This is a genomic window from Mycolicibacterium flavescens, from assembly GCF_001722335.1.
GTDB lineage: Bacteria > Actinomycetota > Actinomycetes > Mycobacteriales > Mycobacteriaceae > Mycobacterium > Mycobacterium flavescens.
The window spans coordinates 87,782-108,493 of the sequence record NZ_MIHA01000001.1; the positions used below are offsets into that span (position 1 = coordinate 87,782).

Here is a 20,712-nt window from a genome sequence, read left to right on the forward strand (position 1 = left end):
GTCAGTGGTGGTGGCACGCCTTCGGCGGTGACGGCGGAACGTCGAGCGCCGGGTTGCCGTCGAAGAAGCCGACCGGTTTGAGGTGAAAGCCCGTGTAGGCGCACGGCATCACCGGCCAGTCCTCCGGACGGACCACGTGGTGGGCGCCGACGGTGTACCACAGCACGACGTCGGTGTTCTCCAACGGAGCGTCGTCCTGCAGGTACACCGGCAACCCCTGTATGTCGGCGGCCTGGTACATGTAGTCGCCCGCGGCGTATTTCTCGGCGGGGTCGTACTTGGTGACCCACAGGTTGTGCTGGACGAACCGGGCGCGGTCGTAGATGTAGGAGCCCTCCTGCACCATGACCGGCACGACATCGCGTGGAGTCAACTTGTAGCCCACCGGGTTACCGACCTCGTTGCGCTTGTTCGGGTTCGTGATCTTCCAGTACCGGCCGGTCGACCAGTCCCAGTCCCTGGCGCCCATCGCCTCGGAGGCCACCAGCGTGTCGCGGGTGATCCAGGCGTTGCGGTGCGGGTTGAGCTCCGGATCGGGTTCGGGGATCGAGTCCACCTCGTAGACGCTGTTACCCGCACCGTCGATGCTCATGTCGAGGCGGAAGTTGAAGAAGTGCTGGTGGTTGGGCCCGTAGATGTTGGGCGCCACCATCTTCCCCCAGCGGGGTTCCTCACCGTCGGGCACCGCGCCGGTGGTGAGCACGCCGGACAGTTTGACCTCGACCTCCATCGAGGCGTCGTTGTAAAAGTACCAGAAGAACCCGTACTCGTAGTTGCCGACCGTGCAGATCATCGAGATCACCAGCCGCCTCGCCCGCCGGACCTCGACCTCGCCGGTCCGGAAGTCGGTGTGTTTCCAGGAGATCCCGTAGTCCTCCTCGTGCATGCAGATCGCGTTCGGGATGGTCACCGGGTTGCCGGACGAGTCGTTGAGCGTCGCGTCGAAGTAGTGGATCTCGCCGAGGCAGTCGCAGCCCAGCGTCAGCGGGTTGGCGCTGAACCCCATGCCGACCTCGCCCATGTCGAACACGTTCTTGTTCCAGTGCGTCGGCGACGAGTCGCCGTAGGGCACCACCATCTCCGACAGCGACGCCCGGTAGATCAGCGGGCGGGTCTCACCGCGATCGGTGTAGGCGATCTCGTGCAGGGTGATGCCCTCGCGGGGGTTGAACCCCAACCGCATCGACCACTTCTGCCACTGCACCTTCCACCCGTCGACGGTGAAGCTCGGACCCTCGGGTTGGGTGATCTCGATCGGTTTGACGTCGGGACGGAACTCGGTGAACGCCGGCCGGTTGTCCGGGTCGAACATGAACCGCTCGGTGTAGTTGCCCGCGGTGGGCGGCAGCGGGACCACGCCGTGGTCCTCGACATCGATCACCTCCATGGCGTCGAGGTCCAGCGTCACGATCAGCCCCTCGACCGGCCGGGCGTAGCCGTGCTCGCCCGGGGCGGCGCGCACGAACGTCAGCGGCCGGCACACCAGCGCCGAGTTGTCGTAGTGGTCCTGCGGGCCGTAGTAGCCGGCCGGCCAGGGGTCGATCATCGCCAGGTCGAAGTCCGTGACGCCGCGTCTGCGCATGGCCTCCTGCCAACGCGGGTCCTGGCGGACCTTCTCCTCGACCCCGGTCATCCACTCCACCAGGTACGACGGGAACCGGCCCGGGATCGGGTTCCACGACGTGATCAGCCGCGCGTCGACGTCGACGGTGGCCTCGTAGATCATCTTGGCGCCGGTGTCGTACATGGTGACGAACGCCTCGCGCGGCACGTCGTCGGTGTCGCTGAAGGTCAGCGCCGCCGGTTTCGCCGGCTCGGCCAGCTGGATCATCACGAACCGCAGTGTGGGGGTGGCGTATTCGGAGTCGGAGATGACAGTGGCGGCGGTGACGATCTCAGCACCCGACAGCGGGTCCAGCGGGTAGCGGGTGGCGTCCGTGGCGTCTGTGCCGGGCACGGTGCTTTCCATCGTCATTTCGTGTCGTCCTTCAATTCGAGCACCGCCAGATGGGCGAGTGCATCCTGTTGCGAAACCTTGTGCGCGGAGCGACGTCCGAAGACGTAGACGATCAGGCCGAGCGCGAACATTCCGAGGCTGATTCCGCCCACCCAGGTCATCCAGGTGGCGGCGGGCACGTCGATCCACGGCGTCGCGAATGAGTAGTACACGCCGCCGATGGTGCCCAGCGTGCCGACGATCACCGCGATCCACACCCCGACCATCCCGCCGGGAATCCGCCAGAACTGTTCGTTGGCGTAGCGATCGGCGTATTTCTTGCGCGCGATGATGACCGGGAACAGGAAGAAGAACCCGGACAGCAGCCAGACCGTCGACAGCCCGCCCTGCAGGTAGATCGTGACGTTGGCCATGCTGCTCTGCGAGTACAGCCCGACCAGGATCAGCGACGAGATGACGCCCTGGATCAGGATGGCGGTCACCGGGTTGCGGGTGCGCGGGTTGAGGTGGGTGAAGATTCGCGGCAGGTGCCGCTCCAGGCCGGAGACGAAGATCAGCCGCGAATACGCGACCTGGTAGGTCATCAGCGCGACGATGATGATACCGGCCAGCACCACCGCGCAGATCTCCATCAACCCGGGAAAGCCTGCGACGTCGAGCATCCCGATGATCCCGGTGACCGGGTCGATCTGGTCGCCCGGCAGCGCCATCATGGTGCCCAGCGTGGTCAGCAGGTAGATGGCGACCAGCGCCACCGAACCCCACAGGATCATCCGCGGGCCGCTTCTGCGCACCGAGAGGAACTCCGCGCCCATGTTGTACGGCGTCTCCACCCCGAGCAGGTACAGCAGCACGGTGCCGTAGAGGAAACCGGCGGCCGCGAAGTTCGGCACCGTGGCTTCCTGCCAGCTGAACGGCGTCGCCGAACCGTGCTCACCGGCGTAGAGCAGCCCGCAGGTGAAGATGGTCAGCGTCAGCGCGCAGTAGACGACGAAGACGATGTTCATGATCCGTTGGTTGGCCGCGAGTTTGGCCAGCGCCAGCCCGATCACCGTCCACAGGATCACCAGCTGCAGGATGATGCTGGTGGTCAGGCCGAGTTCGGCGTGGAACGCCAGCAGCAGGAACTGCAGCACCACCGCCGGCGAGGACGCGGCGTTGAGGATCACCGGCACCCACGACAGGTAGCCGCCGATGAAGCCCCACGTCTCCCCCATTGTCCGGTACGCCCAGATGTAGACGCCGCCTTGGCCGGGCCACAGGTTGCCGAGTTCGACCACCGCCATCCCGGCCGGGATCAGGAAGGTCAGGATGCCCAGCACCCACATCGGGATCGCGGTCCAGCCGCCGGAGGCCATCACCGACGACCCGGTCACCCAGCAGATGATGAAGACGTAGGCGGCGGTCAGCCCGAAGGTGCTCATCACCTTGGGCAGGATCTGTTCGGGGACGAGCTCGGTGGTCATCAGTTTGTCGCGCCCGGCCACGGGTCCGGCGCTGGCCGGTGGCGCGGCTTCTGCTTGTGTCATGTTGTCTCCCAGACGATTCAGTGGACGATCTGTCCGTCTTTCATGCGGACGACACGGCTCGCTTCGTCGGCCACCGTGGGGTCGTGGGTGCTCGCGACCACGGTGACGCCCATGGTCGAGCACAGGTCGCGCAGCATGCGCACCACCGTCTCCCCCGTGCGGTGGTCGAGGTTGGCCGTCGGCTCGTCGGCCAGAACCAGGGTCGGGTTGCTGATCAGCGAGCGCGCGATCGCGGTGCGCTGCTGCTCGCCGCCGGACATCTTGGTCGGCGCGTGGTTGACGCGGTGGCCCAGTCCGACGAGTTCGAGCAGCTCGATCGCCCGCGTGCGCAACGCCTTCCGGTCGTAGGGCTCGAACATCAGCGGAAGTTCGACGTTCTCCACCGCGGACAGAAACGGGATCAGGTTGTAGCTCTGGAAGATGAACCCGATCGTGTCGTGGCGCAGTGCCGCGTACTGGCTCTCGGTCAGCGCGGCGGTGTCGGTGCCCGCGATCTTCACAGTGCCCTTGGTCGGGCGGTCCAACCCGCCGATGATGTTGAGCAGCGTCGACTTTCCGCTGCCGCTCGGGCCCATCAGGCAGACGAACTCGCCGGGCATCACCTGCAGTTCGGCGGCCACCAGCGCCCGCACCACCTCGTCGCCGAGCTTGTGCAGCTTCCACACGTCGGACAGTTCGATCACGGGATCCCCGACGGCGGGAACGACGTCGGTGGGATCTTCGACAGCGGTCATCGTCAGCCTCCTGCGGTCAGTGAGCGGATCGGCGGGCGCGACGCCGCGGTGTAGGTGGGCACGATGCTGGTGACCAGCGCCGCGGCCACACTCACCCCGACGGCGACCGCGGCACCGACCAGCAGGCCGACGGCGGACACCCCGGCGGCGGCCAGTCCTGTTGCGCCCAGGATGATTCCGGATACTCCGGCCAGCGCGGCTCCGGTGCAGGCGCCGATCACCGACGCGATCAGCGGTTCGACCAGAAGTGCGGTGACGACCGGACGGCGCGGCACCCCGGTGGCGCCGAGCACACCGAGTTCGCGGGTGCGCTGCGCGACGGTGCGGGTGGTCGCGACCGCGACCTCCACGACCCCGACCAACAGGACGGTGATCGCGATCAGCACCACCGCGCGCCCGATCTGCTCGGCGTGCCCGAGGGGGGCCGACTGCGCCCGGATCCCGTCGGCCATCCCGAACACGAGGACCACGAGGAAGGCGCCGGTCGCGGTCGTGACCGCGGGAAGCAGCAACTCACGGAGCCGGCGGCGCGTCGCGAGCCATCCGTAGGACAGTCCCTTGCTCAGCATCAGGCTCCTCCCAGCAGCGTGACCGGTCGTTGTTGCAGCAGGCGGTGGACGGGGACCAGGGCGCCGACGATCGCCATCGCCGGCAGGAACGCGGCCACCATCGCGGCGGCCTGCAGCCAGGCGGTCGGTGTCGCGATCCCCGGAATCACCAGCGCGACAGCGGCCCCGGCGCCCAGCACACCGACCGCGTAGGCCGCGATGAACACGATCGCCGATTCGACGAGGAAAAAGTACAGCACCTCGTCGGCCAGGCCGATGCTCGACATGATCCCGAACTCGCGCCGGCGCTCGTGCACGGCCGCCAGAAACGACGACACCGCGATGACGAAGCCCAGACCCAGCCCGACGGTGGAGATCAGGCCGAGCGTCGAACTGGTCACCTTGCCCGAGAACAGCGCGGAGAACTTCTGCTCGAACGTGAGCGGCCCGGCGCCGCCGACGGTGTCGTAGATCAGCCCCCGGCCGTGGGGGTCCGGTTGCTGCGCGGGGTCGGCGGTCGACGCGAGACCGGTTGCGGCCGCGAATGTCTGCGCGAGGTCGCGGCGTTTCTCGTCACCGGGCGGCGCCCACACCGTCCACCACCCGTTGGTCCCGACGACTGCGGCGGCCACCGGCTCGGCGACCGTGACCGACTGACCGGCGCCGTCGACCCGGACGGTGAGGGTGCGTCCGCCGATGGTGACGGTCTGACCGGGGCGCACACCGACGCGCCCGGCGACCGCGGACCCGAACACGGCTTCCCCGGGCTGGACGGTTTCGTTGCCGCGCAATGCGATTCGTTGGCCGGCCAGGTCGGTGAGACCGGACAGCGTGCGGACCGCGGTCCATCCGTCGGGTACGCCCAGGTCGGGCGCGGGGCCGTCGGCGACCAGTGCCCGGGCGTCGCTGTCGTAGTGCGCTCCGGCCGCCGGGACCGCCCACAGCTGGGCGTCGCCCAGCACGTCGGTCACCGAGTCGGCGCCGGTGATCGCGAAGCTCGCCGAGATCGTGCGCACCACCGTCACGCAGGCGATCGCGAGCGCGATGCCGATAACCGAGAGCAGGAACCGCTCCGGGCGACGCCGGATGTTCGCCAGCGCAAACCGGACGAGGCACAGGAACGTGTTTCCGGATGCGGTGGCGATCGCCGGTGATCGAACGGTGGTGGGTGTGCTGCTGACCTGACTGGTCTCCACGAGATGGAATCGTCAGACCACCACGTTTCGGCCGCAGCAGCGCGCAGTGTCGCCTGCGTTAACTCGCCGCGGTTCCCGTTACGGCGCTGTGTCCCCGTGCTGTGAGCCCGCTGGGCGCATCACGTCGTCGAGTGCCACGGTGACGCGAAAACCACAGAGCACCAGGATGTGTAGCAGATACAGCCACAGTGCCAGGGCCGAAACCGCGCCGACGATCGGCAGCCCGCCGAACGGTGCCGACCACGGGATCGGGATCGCCAGGAACAGTACGAAGCCCTGCAGGAAACCGGCCAGGATCGCGCCGGTGCTGAACGCGCCCAACAGCACCGGCCGCCAGGCCAACGAACCCGGACCGATCAGGGCGAACACCCCGACCAGCGCCGTCGACACCGTCAGCCACACGACGTGGAAGGCCACCACGACGCCCCACACCAGCGCCCAACCGCCGCGGTCGTAGAGCGGGCCGACATACGGTGACGACGCGAGCACCGCGAGCACCAGCAGCGGCGCGACCGCCGCCACCCCGAGCAGACCGGCCCGGCCGCGCCAACCCGTGAGAGTGTCCGGCGCAGAGGACATCTGGACGAAGGCCCGGCGCAGTCCCTCCCCGTACAGGCTGGCCGGGAACAGCACCACGGCCGCCTGCACCCATGACATCGACAGCGCCACCGACGTCAGCGTGCGCAGCGCCTCGGGGGTGCCGTGGCCGTCGGGCAGGCCGACGATCGCCGCCTCCATCGCGGACTCGACCGCGTCGTGGCCGACCAGCCCGCCGACCGCCCACAGCGACGCCAGCGCCAACGGGACGATCCCGATGATGCCGAAGAACGTCGCGCCGGCCGCCCACAGCGACAGGTCGCTGCCCGGGAACGTGCGCCGCACCTCGGTCGCCAGCCGGCGGGCGCGGCTCACCGCGACCTCCCGCCCCTCGCGCGCCGGGGCTGGCAGGCTGAGCCTGTGGATCCACGACCCGGCGCCGACGACGGCTGGTCGGCGCTGCACGGCGACATCGAACCCTCGGTGGTGGTGCGCGGGTGGTTGCGGATGATCCGGGCCCTGGCGGCGGGGCCGGTGCTGCGGGTGCCGCCCGATGTGTTGTCGGCTGCCGGGGTGGCGGCGGTGGCGGCGGCACTGGCGGCGGTGGCCGGGCCCGGGTGGTCGTGGCTGGCGGTGCCGCTGATCGTGGCCGCCGGGGTGCTCGACGGCCTCGACGGTGCGGTCGCGCTGCGCACCGGGCGGGCCCGACCGGCGGGCGCCGTCGTCGACGCGGTCGCCGACCGGGTCGGCGACGTGCTGCTGGGCGTGGTGCTGCTGGTGCTGGGCGCGCCGGCGGGCTGGGTGGCCGCGGCGCTGACGCTGGTGCTGCTGCACGAGTACCTGCGCGCGCGGGCGCAGGCGGTGGGCATGCCGGGTGTCGGCGCGGTCACCGTGGCCGAACGGCCGACCCGGTTGATCGTCGTCGCGATGGCCGCGGGCGGCGCGGCGGTGTTTCCGGCCGGGGTGCCCGCGCTCGGCTGGGGCTGGGGCGCGACGTTCGCGATCACGTGGACCGGTATCGGGGTTGTGGGTCTGGTGCAGCTGCTGGTCGGGGTGCACCGCTCGATACCCCCGCGGTTCCCGCGGACCCGATGAGCCCGGCCACGATCTCGGCGGACATCAGCACCAGCGGGATCCCGCCGCCGGGGTGGGCCGAGCCGCCGACCAGGTAGAGGCCGGGCAGGCGGCTGCGGTTGGCCGGGCGTCGCAGGGCGGCGCGCGGCCCGTGCGAGGCGGTGCCGTAGATCGCGCCGCCCGGCGCGCCGGTGCGCCGCTGCAGGTCGGCCGGTGTCACCGTGTCGGCGAACCGGATCCGGTCGCGCACGTCGGCGCCGCGTTCGGCCAGCAGGTCGAGCACCCGCCGCGTGTACTGCTCGCGCAGCCCGGGGGCGTCCCAGTCGACACCGCGGCCGGGGTCGTGTGCGGGCGCGTTGACCAGGACGAACCAGCCCTCGGAGTCGTCGTCGGGCCGCAGCGCCGGGTCGTCGGGTGCGTGCACGTAGACGGTCGGGTCCGGCACCGGTCGCGGCGCCCGGCCGAAGATGGCGTCGAACTCGGCGTCGTAGTCGCGGGGGAAGTAGATCCGGTGCGCAGGGCCGGGCGCGCGCCCGGACAGGCCGAGCAGCACCACGAAGCCGGCCATCGACGGGGACCGTCCCCGCAGCCGGCGCCGCGCCGCCCCGGCGCGGCCCGGGAGCAGTCGGTCGTAGAGCACGGTCGCGTCGGCGTTGCTGACCACCGCGTCGGCGGCGACCTCGACGCCGTCGACCCGCACACCGGACACCCGCCCGCCCGCCACGGTCACCGCGTCGACCGGCGCGCCGGTGCGGATCTGCACGCCGAGGTCGCGGCAGCGCTGCGCGACGGCCTCGACGATGCGGCGCAGCCCGCCGGGCACGTACCAGGCGCCGAACTCCTGTTCCACGAACGACGTCACCGACAGCACCGCCGGTGTGCGGCGCGGGTCGGACCCGGAGTAGGTGGCATACCTGTTGAGCCACATCCGCATTCGCGGGTCGGGCAGCAGCCGGCGGGCCAGCCCGTCGATCGTGCGCCACGGCGCGACCGCCCTGAGGTCGGCCGGTCGCGCGCTCATCCGGGCCAGCGCGGGCAGCGACACCGGTTGCCGCAGCACGGGTTCGCCGACCAGCTCCCACAGTCGCCGCGAGCGGGTGCGCAGCCGCGACCACGCCTCGCCGGAGCCGGAACCGAACGCCGCGCCGAACGCCGCGGGCGTCCGGTCCCTGTCGAACGGCAGCTGCAGGGTCGTGCCGTCGGCGTAGGTGTACACGCACGCCGGGTCGACCGGGGTAAGCGGCAGCTCGGCGGGCCCGCCGGTGTCGGCGAACAGCTGCTCGAGCACTGCGGGCATGGTCAGCAGCGACGGCCCGGTGTCGAAGGTGAACCCGTCGCGCTCGAGCACCCCGAGCTTGCCCCCGACGGTGGCCGCGGCTTCGAAGACCGTGACGCTGTGACCGGCCGCGGCCAGGCGCGCGGCGGTGGCCAGGCCGCCGAGGCCCGCGCCGATCACCACCACCCGGCTCATACCGGCCGACCCTTCCAGCGCAGCGTGCCGCGCAGCCGGCCGGCCCACGACGACACCATCAGCCCGAGCAGGGCCAGCACCGACACCGGATGTGCCACCGCATCGAACCACCGGCCGCACCACGGCGCCGCCAAGACACGACCCACCACGGCCGCGGAGTACCCGAGCGCGCCGATTCGCGAACCGGTCACCGCCGCGGCCGCCGGCAGCACGTAGACGACCGCGAGCGCCGCCCCGACCGCGACCGCGCCCACCGGTGAGCCGAACGCCGCCCACAGCGACTTGCGGTAACCGTCGCGCAGCTCCCGGCCGGTGGCATACATCCGGCAGCTCGCCAGCCGCGACCCGTCGGCGAGCCCGGTGCGCCCACCTGCCGAACGGACCGCCCGCGCCAGCGAGATGTCGTCGAGCACCGCGCCGGCCACCGACGCCCAGCCGCCTGCGCGGGCCAACGCGTCGGCATCGACGATCAGGAACTGGCCGTTGGCCGCGGCCATCGACGGACGCCGGGACCGCTCGGCGATCCGCAGCGGGAGGGTGGTCAGCCAGGACCACGCCAGCAGCGGCTGCACCAGCCGGGCCGCCGGCCCGGAGGTGATCTGGCGGGGCCACGGCGACAGCAGGTCCAGCCGGGCAGAGCGCAGCACGGCGACCGCGGCGGCCACCGCGTGCGGGGCGAGCACGACGTCGGCGTCGACGTACACCAGGATCTCGCCGCGGGCGGCGGCGGCCAGCTGGGCGCACGCGTGCGGTTTGCCGAGCCAGCCCGGTGGCGGCTCGGCGCCGGTCAGCACGGTCACCGCGGAGCCGGCGGCCGCGCGGACCACGTCGGCGGTGCCGTCGGTCGACCCGTCGTCGAGCACCAGGATCTCGACGTCGGACAGCCCGCGCTGGGCCAGCAGGCAGCCGATGGTCGGCGCGATGCGGTGGGCTTCGTCGCGCGCCGGTACCAGAATCGACACCGACGCGGTGACCGGCGGCGGGTCGTCGGGAGGACGACGCAGCAGGCGGCGGTTGACGATCTGGTGGGCCGTGCCCGCGCAGGAAAGCACCGAACCGGCGACGACGAGCGCGCGCAGGGTTTCGGCAACGCGCGCATCGGGCACCTTGCAGACTCTACGAAGTCGCGATCTGGGCGCGCAGCCGACGGGCCCCGACCCGTCCCGAAGCGGAGGTAGCAGAACTGTGGTGGTGGCCGTGCCCCTCGCGCCCGTGCGCGGCACCGCGCTGGTGTGGACGTTGGTGTCGGCGGCCATCGGGGTGCAGATCGCCTATCCGCTGATGCCGGAGTCGGCACGCACCACGGTGACCGTGCTCAGCGTCGTGGTGTTCTTCGTCGCCGCGGTCGCCGACGCCGCCCGGGTGCACGGCGCGGCCGGTGCCGCGGTGCTGGTGGCGGTGGCCGGCGGCGGCGGATTGATCGCCGAGGCGGTCGGGGTGGCCACCGGCTGGCCGTTCGGGCACTACGCCTACACCGGCACGCTGGGGCCCGAGGTGCTCGGTGTCCCGGTCGTGGTCCCGCTGGCGTGGGTGATGATGGCCTGGCCTGCGCTGGTGGTGGCCAGGACGTTGGCCGTGCGGGGTGTTGCCGTCGTGGCGCTCGGCGCGGTGGCGTTGACCGCGTGGGATGTCTTCCTCGACCCGCAGATGGTCGCCGCGGGCCACTGGACGTGGTTCGACACCCTGCCCGGCCTGCCGCTGATCCCCGGCATCCCGTGGACGAACTACCTGGGCTGGCTGGTGGTGTCGGTGGCCATCATGGCGATGCTGAACTGGGCGCTGCGCCGCGAGTCGGCGCCGTCGTCGCCCGCCGCGACGCTGTATCTGTGGGTGTACTTCTCCTCGGTGCTCGGGCACGCGGTGTTCTTCGGGTTGCCGGGCTCGGCGCTCATCGGCGGGGTGCTGATGGGCGCGGTGGCGGTGCCGTTCGCGGTCGTGCTGAGCCGGCGGCGCCGGACGGTGCCGGCGTGAGCGAACTCCGCAGCCGGGCCGCGCCGGGACGGATGCGGCCGCGCCGCCTGGTCGTGCCCGACCCGCTGGCGCCCCACCGGGTCGCCCCGGGCGCCGAGGCGGTCGTCGTCGGGGCCGGCATCGCCGGGATCTCGGCCGCGGTCGTGCTCGCCGAGCGCGGGGTGGCGGTCACGGTGCTGGAGGCGGCCGAGCACCTCGGCGGCCGGTTGGGTGCGTGGCCCGAGCGGCTGCCCGACGGCAGCGAACAGAACGTCGAGCACGGGTTCCACGCCTTCTTCCGCCACTACTACACGTGGCGGTCGGTGCTGCGCCGCGTCGACCCCGAGTTGTCGTTCCTGGCGCCGGCGCCGAGCTATCCCGTCGTCTCGGCGAGGTGGCCGGACGAGAACCTCGCCGGGTTGCCCGCCGCGCCGCCGTTCAACCTGCTGGCGTTGGCGCTGCGGTCGAAGAGCCTGAGCCGACGGGACCTGACCGGCGCGGACCCCGACGCCGGCCGGGCGCTGCTGGCCTACGACCGGGCCACCACGGTCGCCGAGCTCGACACCGTCGATGCGGCAACGTTTCTCGACAACCTGGGTATGTCCGAGCGTACCCGCAGCATGCTGTTCGAGGCGTTCGCGCGGTCGTTCTTCTGCAACCAGGGCGAGCTGTCGGCCGCCGAGCTGGTGGCGATGTTCCACTACTACTTCCTCGGCAACCCGGAGGGCATCGGGTTCGACGTGCCCATCACCGACCACGCCACCGCGATCTGGAATCCGCTGCGCGAGTATCTGATCGGGCTCGGCGCCGACGTGCGCACCGGCACCCGCGTCACCGGCATCGCACCCGACGGGCAGGGCTGGCGCGTCTGCACCGACGCGGAGGATCTCGTCGCGCGTGACGTCGTGCTCGCCGTGGACCCCGGCGCGCTGCGCGGCCTCGTCGGCGGTTCGCGTGAACTGGTTTCGGCCGCGCCGCTGTTGGCGCAGCGCTGCGAAACGCTCACCGTCGCACCGCCGTTCGCGGTCAGCAGGCTGTGGCTGGACCGCGACGTCGCGCCCGGGCGCGCACCGTTCAGCGCGGTGACCGGCCAACCGACGCTGGATTCGGTGGCCGTGTACTCGCGGCTCGAGGAGCCGAGTCGGCAGTGGGCCGTCTCGACGGGCGGCTCGGTGATCGAATTGCATTCGTATGCCTGCCGGTTGGATGATGTCGACGCCGCCGCGCGGGCGCTGCGCGAGGAGCTTGCGGTGCTGTGGCCGGAGACCGCGCAGGCCGCCGTCGTGCACGAACACCACCGGTTGGAGGCGACGGCGCCGGCGTTCCCGCCCGGGTCGACGGGCACCCGGCCGCAGGTGCGCAGCGACGCCCGCGGTGTGCGGGTGGCCGGCGATTTCGTCGAGCTGCCGTTTTTGGCCGGGCTGATGGAACGCTCGGCGATGTCGGGGGTGCTGGCGGCCAACGACATCCTCGCCGAGCTGGGCGCGGCGGCCGAACCGATCGTCGGCGTGCCGCAGCGCGGTCTGCTCGCCGGTGTGCCGAGGGTGCGCTAATCCCGGCGAGCAGACGCAAACTAGCCCTATTCGCCGCGATTTTGGGCGATTCTGCGTCTGCTCGGCAGAGAAACTCAGCCCTGAATGCGGCGCCAGGGGCGGGCCTCTTCGAGCTCATAGGCCAGCTCCAGCAGCCGCCGTTCCTGCCCGAGCGGCGCGACGAACATCATGCCGACCGGTAACCCCGACGCCGACTCGGCGAGCGGCAGCGAGATCGCCGGCTCGCCGGTGGCGTTCTGCAGCGGGGTGAACGCCACCCAGTCGACGAGCCGGCCGATGATCTGCTCGTAGTCCTGTGTCGGGTCCAGGTGCCCGATGCGCGGCGGGGCGTCGGCGAGCGTCGGCATCAGCACGACGTCGTAGGTGGTGGTCAGCCGCGCGGTGATCCGCCGCACCCGCGACAGCCGGGCGATCGCGACCGGCAACCGGTGCAGGTTGCGCGCGGCGTGACGCTCCAGACCCAGCGTCAGGTTGTCCAGACGCGACCGGTCGAAGCTCGGCCCGAACGTCCGACGGCCCCCACGCACCAGCGCGAACGCCAGAAACGACCAGTACAGCAAGAAGTCGTTCATGAAGTACGCCGGCACCGGGTTGTCGATCGTGTCGACGCGGTGGCCCAGCTCTTCGAGCAGCGCGGCGTTCTTCATCGTCAGCTCGCGCACCTCCGGGCCGGCCTCGCGCGCGATCGACTGCGTGCAGACCGCGACGCGCAGCCGCTGCGCGCTCGGACCGGTGACGTCGCCGATGGCGGGAAGCCGCGGGTTGCGCGAAACCCGTTCGGCCTCACGGTAGAACGCCGCGGTGTCGCGCACCGACCGGGTGACGACGCCGTTGGCGACGATCCGCACCGGCATCGCCCGCATGTCCTTGTCCAGCGGCAGCCGCCCGCGCGACGGTTTGAGGCCCACCAACCCGTTGCAGGATGCCGGAATCCGGATCGACCCGCCGCCGTCGTTGGCGTGCGCGATCGGCACCACCCCGGCGGCGACGAACGCACCCGACCCCGACGACGACGCCCCCGCGGTGTACTCCGGATTCCACGGGTTGCGCACAGCGCCGAGTCGCGGGTGTTCGGCCGATGCGCTGAACCCGAACTCCGAGAGCTGCGTCTTGCCCAGCGGCGCAAGGCCGGTCGCGAGGAACGAGCGCGCGAAGTCGCCGTCGCCGCGCTCGGGCCGCGGCGTCCACGCGTCGGTGCCGCTCATGGTGGGCATGCCCTCGACGGCGACGTTGTCCTTCAGGTACGACGGCACGCCGTCGAAATAGCCGCCGTACGGGCGGGATCCGGACGCCCGCGCCCTGGCCCGGTCGAACGCCTCGTAGGCCAGGCCGTTGAGCGCCGGGTTGACCGCCTCGGTGCGGGCGATCGCCGCCTCGACCAGCTCGGCCCGCGACACCTCGCCCGCGCGCAGCGCCTCCACCAGGCCGACCGCGTCGTGATCACCGAGGGCGTCGTCGCCGAAGGCGCTTATCCGAGTCATGGCGATGACGGTACCAAGTCGTACCGCGGCAGCTGCCGGAATCGCGGGCCCCCAGAAATGGGCGAGCGCTCACTGTCGGTACAACAGTGAGCGCTCGCGCCAGAAAACAGAGAGGTTTAGGCCTGGCCGACCTCGAAGCGCACGAACCGGGTCACGGTCACGCCCGCCTCGTCGAGCAGCGCCTTGACCGTCTTCTTGCTGTCGGACACCGACGGCTGATCGAGCAGCACGACATCCTTGTAGAAGCCGGTCACGCGGCCCTCGACGATCTTGGGCAGCGCCTGCTCGGGCTTGCCCTCCTCCTTGGCCGTCTCCTCGGCGATCCGCCGCTCGTTGGCGACGACGTCCTCGGGCACGTCCTCGCGGCTGAGGTACTTGGCCTTGAGCGCGGCGATCTGCAGGGCGACCGCGTGGGCGGCCTGCTTGTCATCGCCGGTGTACTCCACCAGCACACCCACCGCCGGCGGCAGGTCGGCGGCACGCTTGTGTAGGTAGGTCTCCACGGTGCCGTCGAAGTAGGCGACGCGGCGCAGTTCGAGCTTTTCGCCGATCTTGGCCGACAGGTCCGCGATGACCTGCTCGACCGTAGCGTCACCGATCTTCGCGGCCTTGAGCGCGTCGACGTCGTTGGCCTTGGCGGCCGCGGCGGCGGCGACGATCTGGTCGGCGACCGACTGGAATTCGGCGTTCTTGGCGACGAAGTCGGTCTCGGAGTTCAGCTCGATCAGCGCACCGTCCTTGGCGGCGACCAGGCCCTCGGCGGTCGCGCGCTCGGCGCGCTTGCCGACGTCCTTGGCGCCCTTGATGCGCAGCAGCTCGACGGCCTTGTCGAAATCGCCGCCGGACTCGACGAGCGCGTTCTTGCTGTCGAGCATGCCGGCACCGGTCAGCTCCCGCAGGCGCTTGACGTCGGCCGCGGTGTAGTTAGCCATGTTCTAGCTTCTCCCTAAGCTTCTGGAGTCTTCGGTTCGGTCTGGATCTCTGCCTCGGGCGTGCCGGGCTCGGCACCCGCGGCGGTCGGCGACGCGGTCGCCGGCGCGGTCGCGGAAGCCAGCAGCTCCTGCTCCCACTCGGCGAGCGGCTCGGCGGCGGCTTCGGGCTTGTCGCCGTCACGGCCGGCGCCGGCGCGGGCCTGCAGACCCTCGGCGACCGCGGCGGCGATCACCTTGGTCAACAGCGCGGCCGAGCGGATCGCGTCGTCGTTGCCCGGGATCGGGTAGTCGACGAGATCGGGGTCGCAGTTGGTGTCCAGGATCGCGATGATCGGGATGTTGAGCTTGCGCGCCTCGGCGACCGCGAGGTGCTCCTTGTTGGTGTCGACGACCCAGATCGCCGACGGCACCTTCTGCATGTCGCGGATACCGCCGAGCGAGCGCTCGAGCTTGTTCTTCTCGCGGGTCAGCATCAGGATTTCCTTCTTGGTGCGACCCTCGAAACCGCCGGTCTGCTCCATCGCCTCGAGTTCCTTGAGGCGCTGAAGACGCTTGTGCACGGTCTGGAAGTTGGTGAGCATGCCGCCCAGCCAGCGCTGGTTCACGTACGGCATGCCGACGCGGGTGGCCTCTTCGGCGATCGACTCCTGCGCCTGCTTCTTGGTGCCGACGAACATGATCGTCCCGCCGTGCGCGACGGTCTCCTTGACGAACTCGTACGCCTTGTCGATGTAGGTCAGCGTCTGCTGCAGGTCGATGATGTAGATGCCGTTGCGGTCGGTGAAGATGAACCGCTTCATCTTGGGGTTCCAGCGTCGGGTCTGATGCCCGAAGTGCGCGCCGCTGTCCAGCAGCTGCTTCATGGTTACAACGGCCATAGCCAGCCATATCCTTTTTTCGTCGGTTGTCGCCCAGCGTCGGGTGATGCCGGGCCCTGGTGCCTGCGCGGAATGCCAGACCCGTCGCGAAGACGGGACCGACGGCATCCGGGGTTACGACCGAGGGTCGTGTGCAGACACGCGAAGTCAGCCCGCGCAAGCGAGCTGCGGTTAGCAGTTTACACCCTGACCAGGGGTGGTTTTACCACCGCGACCTGGCCATCCACAGATCCGCGGGCGGGGCTGGCGGTCTTCGCCCGGTATGCGCTGAGCTGGGCGGATGCGAGTGCTCACGGTCCTGACCATCGTCCTGGCCGGGGCGCTGGTTTCTGCGCTGGTGGATGCGACGCCGGTCGCGGCCGACGAGGGCCGCTTCGACTGGCCGCTGCGGCCGCGCCCGCAGGTGGTGCGGATGTTCGACGCCCCGAGGCCCGACTGGCAGCGCGGGCACCGCGGTGTCGACCTGGCCGGCGCGCCCGGCCAGCGGGTGTACGCGGCGGGCCCGGGCACCGTCGTGTTCGCGGGCCGGCTGGCGGGCCGGACGCTGGTGTCGGTTGCCCATCCCGGCGGCCTGCGGACCAGCTACGAGCCGGTCGAGGCGACGGTGCGCGTCGGGCAGCGCGTCGACGCGGGTACGACGATCGGCGCGCTGCAGGCCGGCCACCCCGGGTGTGCGGCGTCGGCGTGCCTGCACTGGGGCGCGATGTGGGGGCCGGCGGCGAACGCGGACTACGTCGACCCGCTGGGCCTGCTCGCGTCCACCCCCATCCGCCTCAAACCCCTCCCCTGATTGCGGCGAGCGTGCGTGCCTGACGACGACACGCCGCTACTTTTTCAGCATTCGTGCACGCTCGCGCCACACCGAGCGTGCCCCTACCGTCAAACCCGTGACCACCGACGCCCACCGATCACGGACTCCACGCTTCGGCCTGACCACCGCCACACCGCGCACCGGGACACAGCTGCGCGAGTTCGCCCGGACGGTCGAGGCGGCCGGCTTCGACGTGCTGACCTTCGCCGACCACCTCGGACCGTTGGCGCCGCCGTTCACCACCGCGGCCGCCGCCGTGACGGCTACCGAACGCCTGCACGTCGGAACCCTGGTGCTGAACAACGACTTTCGCCACCCGGTCGAAACGGCGCGCGAATCCGCCGGTCTGGCAACGCTTTCCGATGGGCGGTTTGAACTGGGGATCGGCGCGGGACACATGAAGTCCGAGTACGACGCCGCGGGTTTGCAGTTCGACGATGCCGGCGTGCGGGTTTCACGCATGATCGAGGCCGTCGCAGTGATCCGCGCGCTGCTCGACGGCGCACGGGTCGACCACGACGGCGAGCACTACCGCGTGCATGCCGACGCGGCCTCGCTCGTCGCCCCTGCCCCGGCCCGGGTGCCGCTGCTCATCGGCGGCAACGGTCGACGGGTGCTGCGACTGGCCGGCCGCGTCGCGGACATCGCGGGCCTGGCGGGCATCACGCACAACCGTGACGCCACCGAGGTACGCCTGTCCCATTTCGACCCGGCGGGTCTCGCGGATCGGATCGCGGTCGTCGCCGACGCCGCGGGTGAGCGCTTCGAGCGCATCGAACTCAACGCCCTGATCCAGGCGGTGGTCGCCACCGATCAGCCGCGCCGCGCCGCCGAACACCTCGGCGAAACGCTCGGCGTCGCGCCCGACGCGCTCATCGACTCGCCGTTCGTCCTGCTGGGCACCCATGAGCAGATGGCCGAACAACTCGTCGCCCGCCAGCGCCGCTTCGGGGTGAGCTACTGGACGGTGTTCGACGAGCTGCCTGGCCGGCCGTCGGCGATGCCGGACCTCGCCGAGGTCATCAAGCTGCTCAGCTGAGCCCACCGAGGAACTCGAGCATCGCAGCCACCACGACGTCCGGCCGGTCCCGCTGCACCCAATGTGCTGCTCCGGCAACGAATTCAAGCCGCGCATCGGGCATCACGTGCGCGGCGGCCCGCGCGGCCGACACCGGCACGCTGCTGTCGCGGTCGCCGTGGACCAGCAGCGCGGGCCGCGGGAACGACGGCAACCGGTCACGGTAATCGGTCCGCAGCCCGGTGCACCCGACCTCGTCGCGCTGCCACTGCCCATAGGCCTCGAACGCGTGCGGCGACCGCGCCGCGGCCAGGACCTCGTCGACGAGTTCGGGGGGACGCCGCGCGGGATCGCGGATCAGCGCCGGCATCACCCGCGTCATCGCCGCCCGGCTGCGCCCCGACCACCTGGTGACCGCGCCGAGCAGACCGCTGCGCACCATCGCCCACATCGCCGCCTGCCGCACCAGTGACAGCTGCCCCTCCGACAGCCGCCCCGTCAACCCGTAGCTCGCCAACAGCATTGCGCCCGTGACATTTTGCGGCCTACCCAAGACGTGGCCGATCGTCATGCCGCCGCCCAGCGACAGACCGCCGATCGCGTAGCGGCCCAGGCCCAGCGCGTCGACGAACTCCCCCACGTAGGCGACCAACCGCTCCTGCGTCGACGGCCACGGCGCCGGCGCAGTGTGCCCGTAGCCGGGGTGATCGGGCGCGAGCACGCGGTAACCGCCCGCCGCCAGCCGCGGCCCGACCTCACCCCAGGACAGCGACGCGCTGTCCACCCCGGCGCCGTGCAACAGCACCACCGCCGGCGCCTGGGACGACCCCCACGAGAGATAGCTGACGGACCCCCACGACAGCCGGACCGTAGAGCGCTGCACATCCTCTCCTTCTGTGATTTCGGGGCGCTAACAGTCGCTCACCCATTGGTAGCGCCCCGAAATCGCCAACTTACGCGCGCGGGTGGGCCTGGTCGTGGACCGCCCGCAGCCGCGCGACCGTCACATGCGTGTACAACTGCGTCGTCGCCAACGACGAATGCCCGAGCAACTCCTGCACCACCCGCAGGTCGGCCCCGCCCTCCAGCAGATGCGTCGCGGCGCTGTGCCGCAACCCGTGCGGCCCGATGTCCGGTGCGCCGTCGACGGCCGAAACCGTCTGGTGCACGACGGTGCGGGCCTGCCGCGGGTCGAGGCGACGCCCGCGCGCACCCAGCAGCAGCGCAGGCCCCGAATCCGCGGTGACCAGCGCGGGCCTGCCGGAGTCCAGCCACGACGACAGCGCCGCCTGCGCCGGCTCGCCGAACGGCACGGTGCGCTGTTTGTCGCCCTTACCCAGCACCCGCAGCAGCCGCCGCGGCATGTCGACGTCGTCGATGTCGAGCCCGCACAGCTCGCTGACCCGGATCCCGGTGGCGTACAGCAGTTCCACGATCAGCTGGTCACGCAGAGCCAGCGGATCATTCTGCTGGGCACCGGATTTCGCGGCGGCCATCGCGTCCAGGGCCTGGTCCTGGCGCAGCACCGCGGGCAGCGTGCGATGCGCCTTGGGCACCTGCAGGCGCACCGCCGGGTCGGTGTCGATCAGGCCGCGCCGGGCCGCCCACGCGGTGAACGTCTTGACCGCCGACGTGCGTCGCGCCAGCGTGGAGCGGGCGGCACCCGCAGCGGCCTGGGCGGCCAGCCAGGACCGCAGCCTCGGCAGGTCCAGCCCGGACAACCCGCAGTCGACGAACGCGAACAGCGCCCGCAGATCGGCGAGGTAGGCGCGACGGGTGTGCTCCGAGCGCCCACGCTCCAGCGCGAGGTACTCGTCGAACTCGTCGAGGACGGCTTCCACGGCATCCACCGTGGCAGACGCCGGCCGCACCGCTCAGGTGACGCGCCGCAATGTGTCCGGAGTGAGATCGGCCAGCGTCGGATACCCGTCGACGGCCATCGTGAGGTCGGCCTCGGCGAGCAGCGAGCGCAGCACGTGCACCACGCCGTCGACCCCGCCGAGCGCCAAACCGTAGGCGTAGGGCCGCCCGATCCCGACTGCGGTGGCTCCGAGCGCCAACGCCTTGACGATGTCGGCGCCACTGCGGATACCGGAGTCGAACAGCACCGGCAGCCCGTCGGCCGCCGCCACGACGCCGGGCAGGCAGTCGATCGCGGCGAGCCCGCCGTTGGCCTGCCGCCCGCCGTGGTTGGAGCAGTAGATCGCGTCGACGCCGCCGTCCCTGGCGCGCCGCGCGTCGTCGGGGTGGCAGATGCCCTTGACGATCAGCGGCAGATCGGTCAGCGACCGCAGCCACGGCAGGTCGTCCCACGTCAGCGGGTTACCGAACAGCCCGACCCAGTGCAGCACGGTGGCCTGCGGGTTCTCCTCCGGCGGCTGGGCCAGGCCGGCGCGGAACACCGGGTCGCTGGTGTAGTTGGCCAGGCACCGGCCCCGCAGCTGCGGGAAGTTCGAGGTGGACAGGTCGCGGGGTCGCCAGCCGGGCACCCAGGTGTCGAGGGTGACGACGATGCCCTTGTATCCGGCCGCTTCGGCGCGGTGCACGAGGCTGGCCGCCAGTTCCCGGTCGGTCGGGGTGTAGAGCTGGAAAAACCCTGGGGTGTCACCGAATTCGGCCGCGACGTCTTCCAACGGGTCCTCGGTGAGGGTGGAGACCATCATCGGCACGCCGGTCTGGGCCGCGGCGCGGGCGGTGGCGAGGTCACCGTGACCGTCCTGGGCGCAGATCCCGATCACCCCGACCGGCGCCATGAAGACCGGCGACGGCAACTGCAGGCCGAACAGGTTCACCGACAGGTCGCGCTCGCGGGTGGCGCGGAACATCCGCGGCATCAGGCCCCAGTTGTCGAAGGCGGTGCGGTTGAGCCGCTGGGTGCGCTCGTCGCCCGCGCCGCCGGCGACGTAGGAGTAGACCGACGGCGGCATCGCGGACTCCGCTTTGGCCTCCCAGTCCGCGAACGTCATCGGGAGTTCGGGCACGATGCCCGACAGGCCCTGCAGGTAGATCTCGAACTGGTAGTTGCCGAAGGTCATGCGGTCAG

19 protein-coding genes are annotated in these 20,712 nt (G+C 71.1%); 5 read left to right on the forward strand and 14 right to left on the reverse strand.

Translation table 11 applies throughout. The features are described 5' to 3' along the window. Window position 1: 1 nt before the first annotated feature. The 6 genes from BHQ18_RS00445 to BHQ18_RS29980 form a co-directional block, all read right to left on the reverse strand. Entirely contained in the window at window positions 2-1,975 is a 1,974-nt protein-coding gene (locus BHQ18_RS00445) for a primary-amine oxidase (RefSeq protein ID WP_069411602.1), read from the reverse strand. Then, window positions 1,972-3,486, reverse strand: coding sequence for an APC family permease (locus BHQ18_RS00450; protein ID WP_069411603.1), 1,515 nt, complete (start codon window positions 3,484-3,486; stop codon window positions 1,972-1,974). The genes BHQ18_RS00445 and BHQ18_RS00450 overlap by 4 nt, the downstream gene beginning before the upstream one ends. A 17-nt stretch (window positions 3,487-3,503) precedes the next feature. Next, window positions 3,504-4,220, reverse strand: coding sequence for an ABC transporter ATP-binding protein (locus BHQ18_RS00455; protein ID WP_069411604.1), 717 nt, complete (start codon window positions 4,218-4,220; stop codon window positions 3,504-3,506). A gap of 2 nt (window positions 4,221-4,222) precedes the next feature. Next, window positions 4,223-4,789 (reverse strand): FtsX-like permease family protein, encoded by a 567-nt coding sequence (locus BHQ18_RS00460; protein ID WP_069411605.1) that lies wholly within the window; start codon window positions 4,787-4,789, stop codon window positions 4,223-4,225. Further along, complete coding sequence (locus tag BHQ18_RS00465; protein ID WP_069411606.1) at window positions 4,789-5,964, reverse strand: FtsX-like permease family protein; 1,176 nt, start codon at window positions 5,962-5,964, stop codon at window positions 4,789-4,791. The genes BHQ18_RS00460 and BHQ18_RS00465 overlap by 1 nt, the downstream gene beginning before the upstream one ends. 78 nt (window positions 5,965-6,042) lie before the next feature. Continuing rightward, window positions 6,043-6,876 (reverse strand): YihY/virulence factor BrkB family protein, encoded by an 834-nt coding sequence (locus BHQ18_RS29980; RefSeq protein ID WP_069411607.1) that lies wholly within the window; start codon window positions 6,874-6,876, stop codon window positions 6,043-6,045. A gap of 45 nt (window positions 6,877-6,921) precedes the next feature. On the opposite strand from BHQ18_RS29980, the gene BHQ18_RS29815 reads away from it, so the two are divergent. Next, window positions 6,922-7,596 carry a CDP-alcohol phosphatidyltransferase family protein gene (locus BHQ18_RS29815; protein ID WP_069411608.1) on the forward strand — a complete coding sequence of 225 codons (675 nt, stop codon included), beginning with the start codon at window positions 6,922-6,924 and terminating at the stop codon, window positions 7,594-7,596. Here BHQ18_RS29815 and BHQ18_RS00480 read toward each other — a convergent pair. Continuing rightward, the gene (locus BHQ18_RS00480) at window positions 7,505-9,094 is read right to left on the reverse strand and encodes a phytoene desaturase family protein (protein ID WP_069411609.1); all 1,590 of its coding nucleotides are present in this window, start codon (window positions 9,092-9,094) and stop codon (window positions 7,505-7,507) included. The genes BHQ18_RS29815 and BHQ18_RS00480 overlap by 92 nt on opposite strands. Next, the gene (locus BHQ18_RS00485) at window positions 9,043-10,152 is read right to left on the reverse strand and encodes a glycosyltransferase family 2 protein (RefSeq protein ID WP_234794035.1); all 1,110 of its coding nucleotides are present in this window, start codon (window positions 10,150-10,152) and stop codon (window positions 9,043-9,045) included. Before BHQ18_RS00485 ends, BHQ18_RS00480 begins: the two co-directional genes overlap by 52 nt. Before the next feature lie 91 nt (window positions 10,153-10,243). Here BHQ18_RS00485 and BHQ18_RS00490 point away from each other — a divergent pair, with 91 nt between their 5' ends. Together BHQ18_RS00490 and BHQ18_RS00495 are read left to right on the forward strand one after the other, a co-directional pair. Next, entirely contained in the window at window positions 10,244-11,017 is a 774-nt protein-coding gene (locus BHQ18_RS00490; protein ID WP_234794036.1) for a carotenoid biosynthesis protein, read from the forward strand. Continuing rightward, window positions 11,014-12,549, forward strand: a complete 1,536-nt coding sequence (locus tag BHQ18_RS00495; protein ID WP_131815639.1) for an FAD-dependent oxidoreductase — start codon at window positions 11,014-11,016, stop codon at window positions 12,547-12,549. Before BHQ18_RS00490 ends, BHQ18_RS00495 begins: the two co-directional genes overlap by 4 nt. A 74-nt stretch (window positions 12,550-12,623) precedes the next feature. Here BHQ18_RS00495 and BHQ18_RS00500 read toward each other — a convergent pair whose 3' ends face one another. The 3 genes from BHQ18_RS00500 to rpsB all read right to left on the reverse strand — a co-directional run bounded on the left by BHQ18_RS00500 (window position 12,624) and on the right by rpsB (window position 15,840). Further along, window positions 12,624-14,030 (reverse strand): amidase, encoded by a 1,407-nt coding sequence (locus BHQ18_RS00500; protein ID WP_069411611.1) that lies wholly within the window; start codon window positions 14,028-14,030, stop codon window positions 12,624-12,626. Between the two features lie 116 nt (window positions 14,031-14,146). After that, window positions 14,147-14,962, reverse strand: coding sequence for a translation elongation factor Ts (gene tsf, locus BHQ18_RS00505; RefSeq protein ID WP_069411612.1), 816 nt, complete (start codon window positions 14,960-14,962; stop codon window positions 14,147-14,149). Between the two features lie 14 nt (window positions 14,963-14,976). Then, a complete protein-coding gene (gene rpsB / locus BHQ18_RS00510; RefSeq protein ID WP_069411613.1) occupies window positions 14,977-15,840 on the reverse strand; it encodes a 30S ribosomal protein S2 in 864 nt (287 codons plus the stop codon). Between the two features lie 280 nt (window positions 15,841-16,120). Between rpsB and BHQ18_RS00515 the strand changes: the two genes are divergently transcribed. Then, window positions 16,121-16,630: a M23 family metallopeptidase gene (locus BHQ18_RS00515; protein WP_069411614.1), complete on the forward strand. Its 510-nt coding sequence runs from the start codon at window positions 16,121-16,123 to the stop codon at window positions 16,628-16,630. A 97-nt stretch (window positions 16,631-16,727) separates the two neighbouring features. After that, window positions 16,728-17,690 (forward strand): TIGR03621 family F420-dependent LLM class oxidoreductase, encoded by a 963-nt coding sequence (locus BHQ18_RS00520; RefSeq protein WP_069411615.1) that lies wholly within the window; start codon window positions 16,728-16,730, stop codon window positions 17,688-17,690. Here the strand turns inward: BHQ18_RS00520 and BHQ18_RS00525 are convergent. From BHQ18_RS00525 to BHQ18_RS00535, 3 genes are all read right to left on the reverse strand, one after another. Next, window positions 17,683-18,552: an alpha/beta fold hydrolase gene (locus BHQ18_RS00525; RefSeq protein WP_069411616.1), complete on the reverse strand. Its 870-nt coding sequence runs from the start codon at window positions 18,550-18,552 to the stop codon at window positions 17,683-17,685. The two genes, BHQ18_RS00520 and BHQ18_RS00525, sit on opposite strands and share 8 nt — an antisense overlap. Before the next feature lie 70 nt (window positions 18,553-18,622). Continuing rightward, complete coding sequence (locus tag BHQ18_RS00530) at window positions 18,623-19,510, reverse strand: tyrosine recombinase XerC (RefSeq protein ID WP_069411975.1); 888 nt, start codon at window positions 19,508-19,510, stop codon at window positions 18,623-18,625. Window positions 19,511-19,543: 33 nt separating this feature from the next. After that, a complete protein-coding gene (locus BHQ18_RS00535; protein ID WP_069411617.1) occupies window positions 19,544-20,704 on the reverse strand; it encodes a lactate 2-monooxygenase in 1,161 nt (386 codons plus the stop codon). Window positions 20,705-20,712: the final 8 nt, after the last annotated feature.

What these genes read in the sequence shown, in the direction of transcription:
- BHQ18_RS00460 (WP_069411605.1), bottom strand. Translation starts at nt 4,789, where the DNA reads ATGCTGAGCAAGGGACTGTCCTACGGATGGCTCGCGACGCGCCGCCGG.
- tsf (WP_069411612.1), bottom strand. Translation starts at nt 14,962, where the DNA reads ATGGCTAACTACACCGCGGCCGACGTCAAGCGCCTGCGGGAGCTGACC.
- BHQ18_RS00455 (WP_069411604.1), bottom strand. Translation starts at nt 4,220, where the DNA reads ATGACCGCTGTCGAAGATCCCACCGACGTCGTTCCCGCCGTCGGGGAT.
- BHQ18_RS00445 (WP_069411602.1), bottom strand. Translation starts at nt 1,975, where the DNA reads ATGACGATGGAAAGCACCGTGCCCGGCACAGACGCCACGGACGCCACC.
- BHQ18_RS00450 (WP_069411603.1), bottom strand. Translation starts at nt 3,486, where the DNA reads ATGACACAAGCAGAAGCCGCGCCACCGGCCAGCGCCGGACCCGTGGCC.
- rpsB (WP_069411613.1), bottom strand. Translation starts at nt 15,840, where the DNA reads ATGGCCGTTGTAACCATGAAGCAGCTGCTGGACAGCGGCGCGCACTTC.
- BHQ18_RS00500 (WP_069411611.1), bottom strand. Translation starts at nt 14,030, where the DNA reads ATGACTCGGATAAGCGCCTTCGGCGACGACGCCCTCGGTGATCACGAC.
- BHQ18_RS00535 (WP_069411617.1), bottom strand. Translation starts at nt 20,704, where the DNA reads ATGACCTTCGGCAACTACCAGTTCGAGATCTACCTGCAGGGCCTGTCG.
- BHQ18_RS00515 (WP_069411614.1), top strand. Translation starts at nt 16,121, where the DNA reads ATGCGAGTGCTCACGGTCCTGACCATCGTCCTGGCCGGGGCGCTGGTT.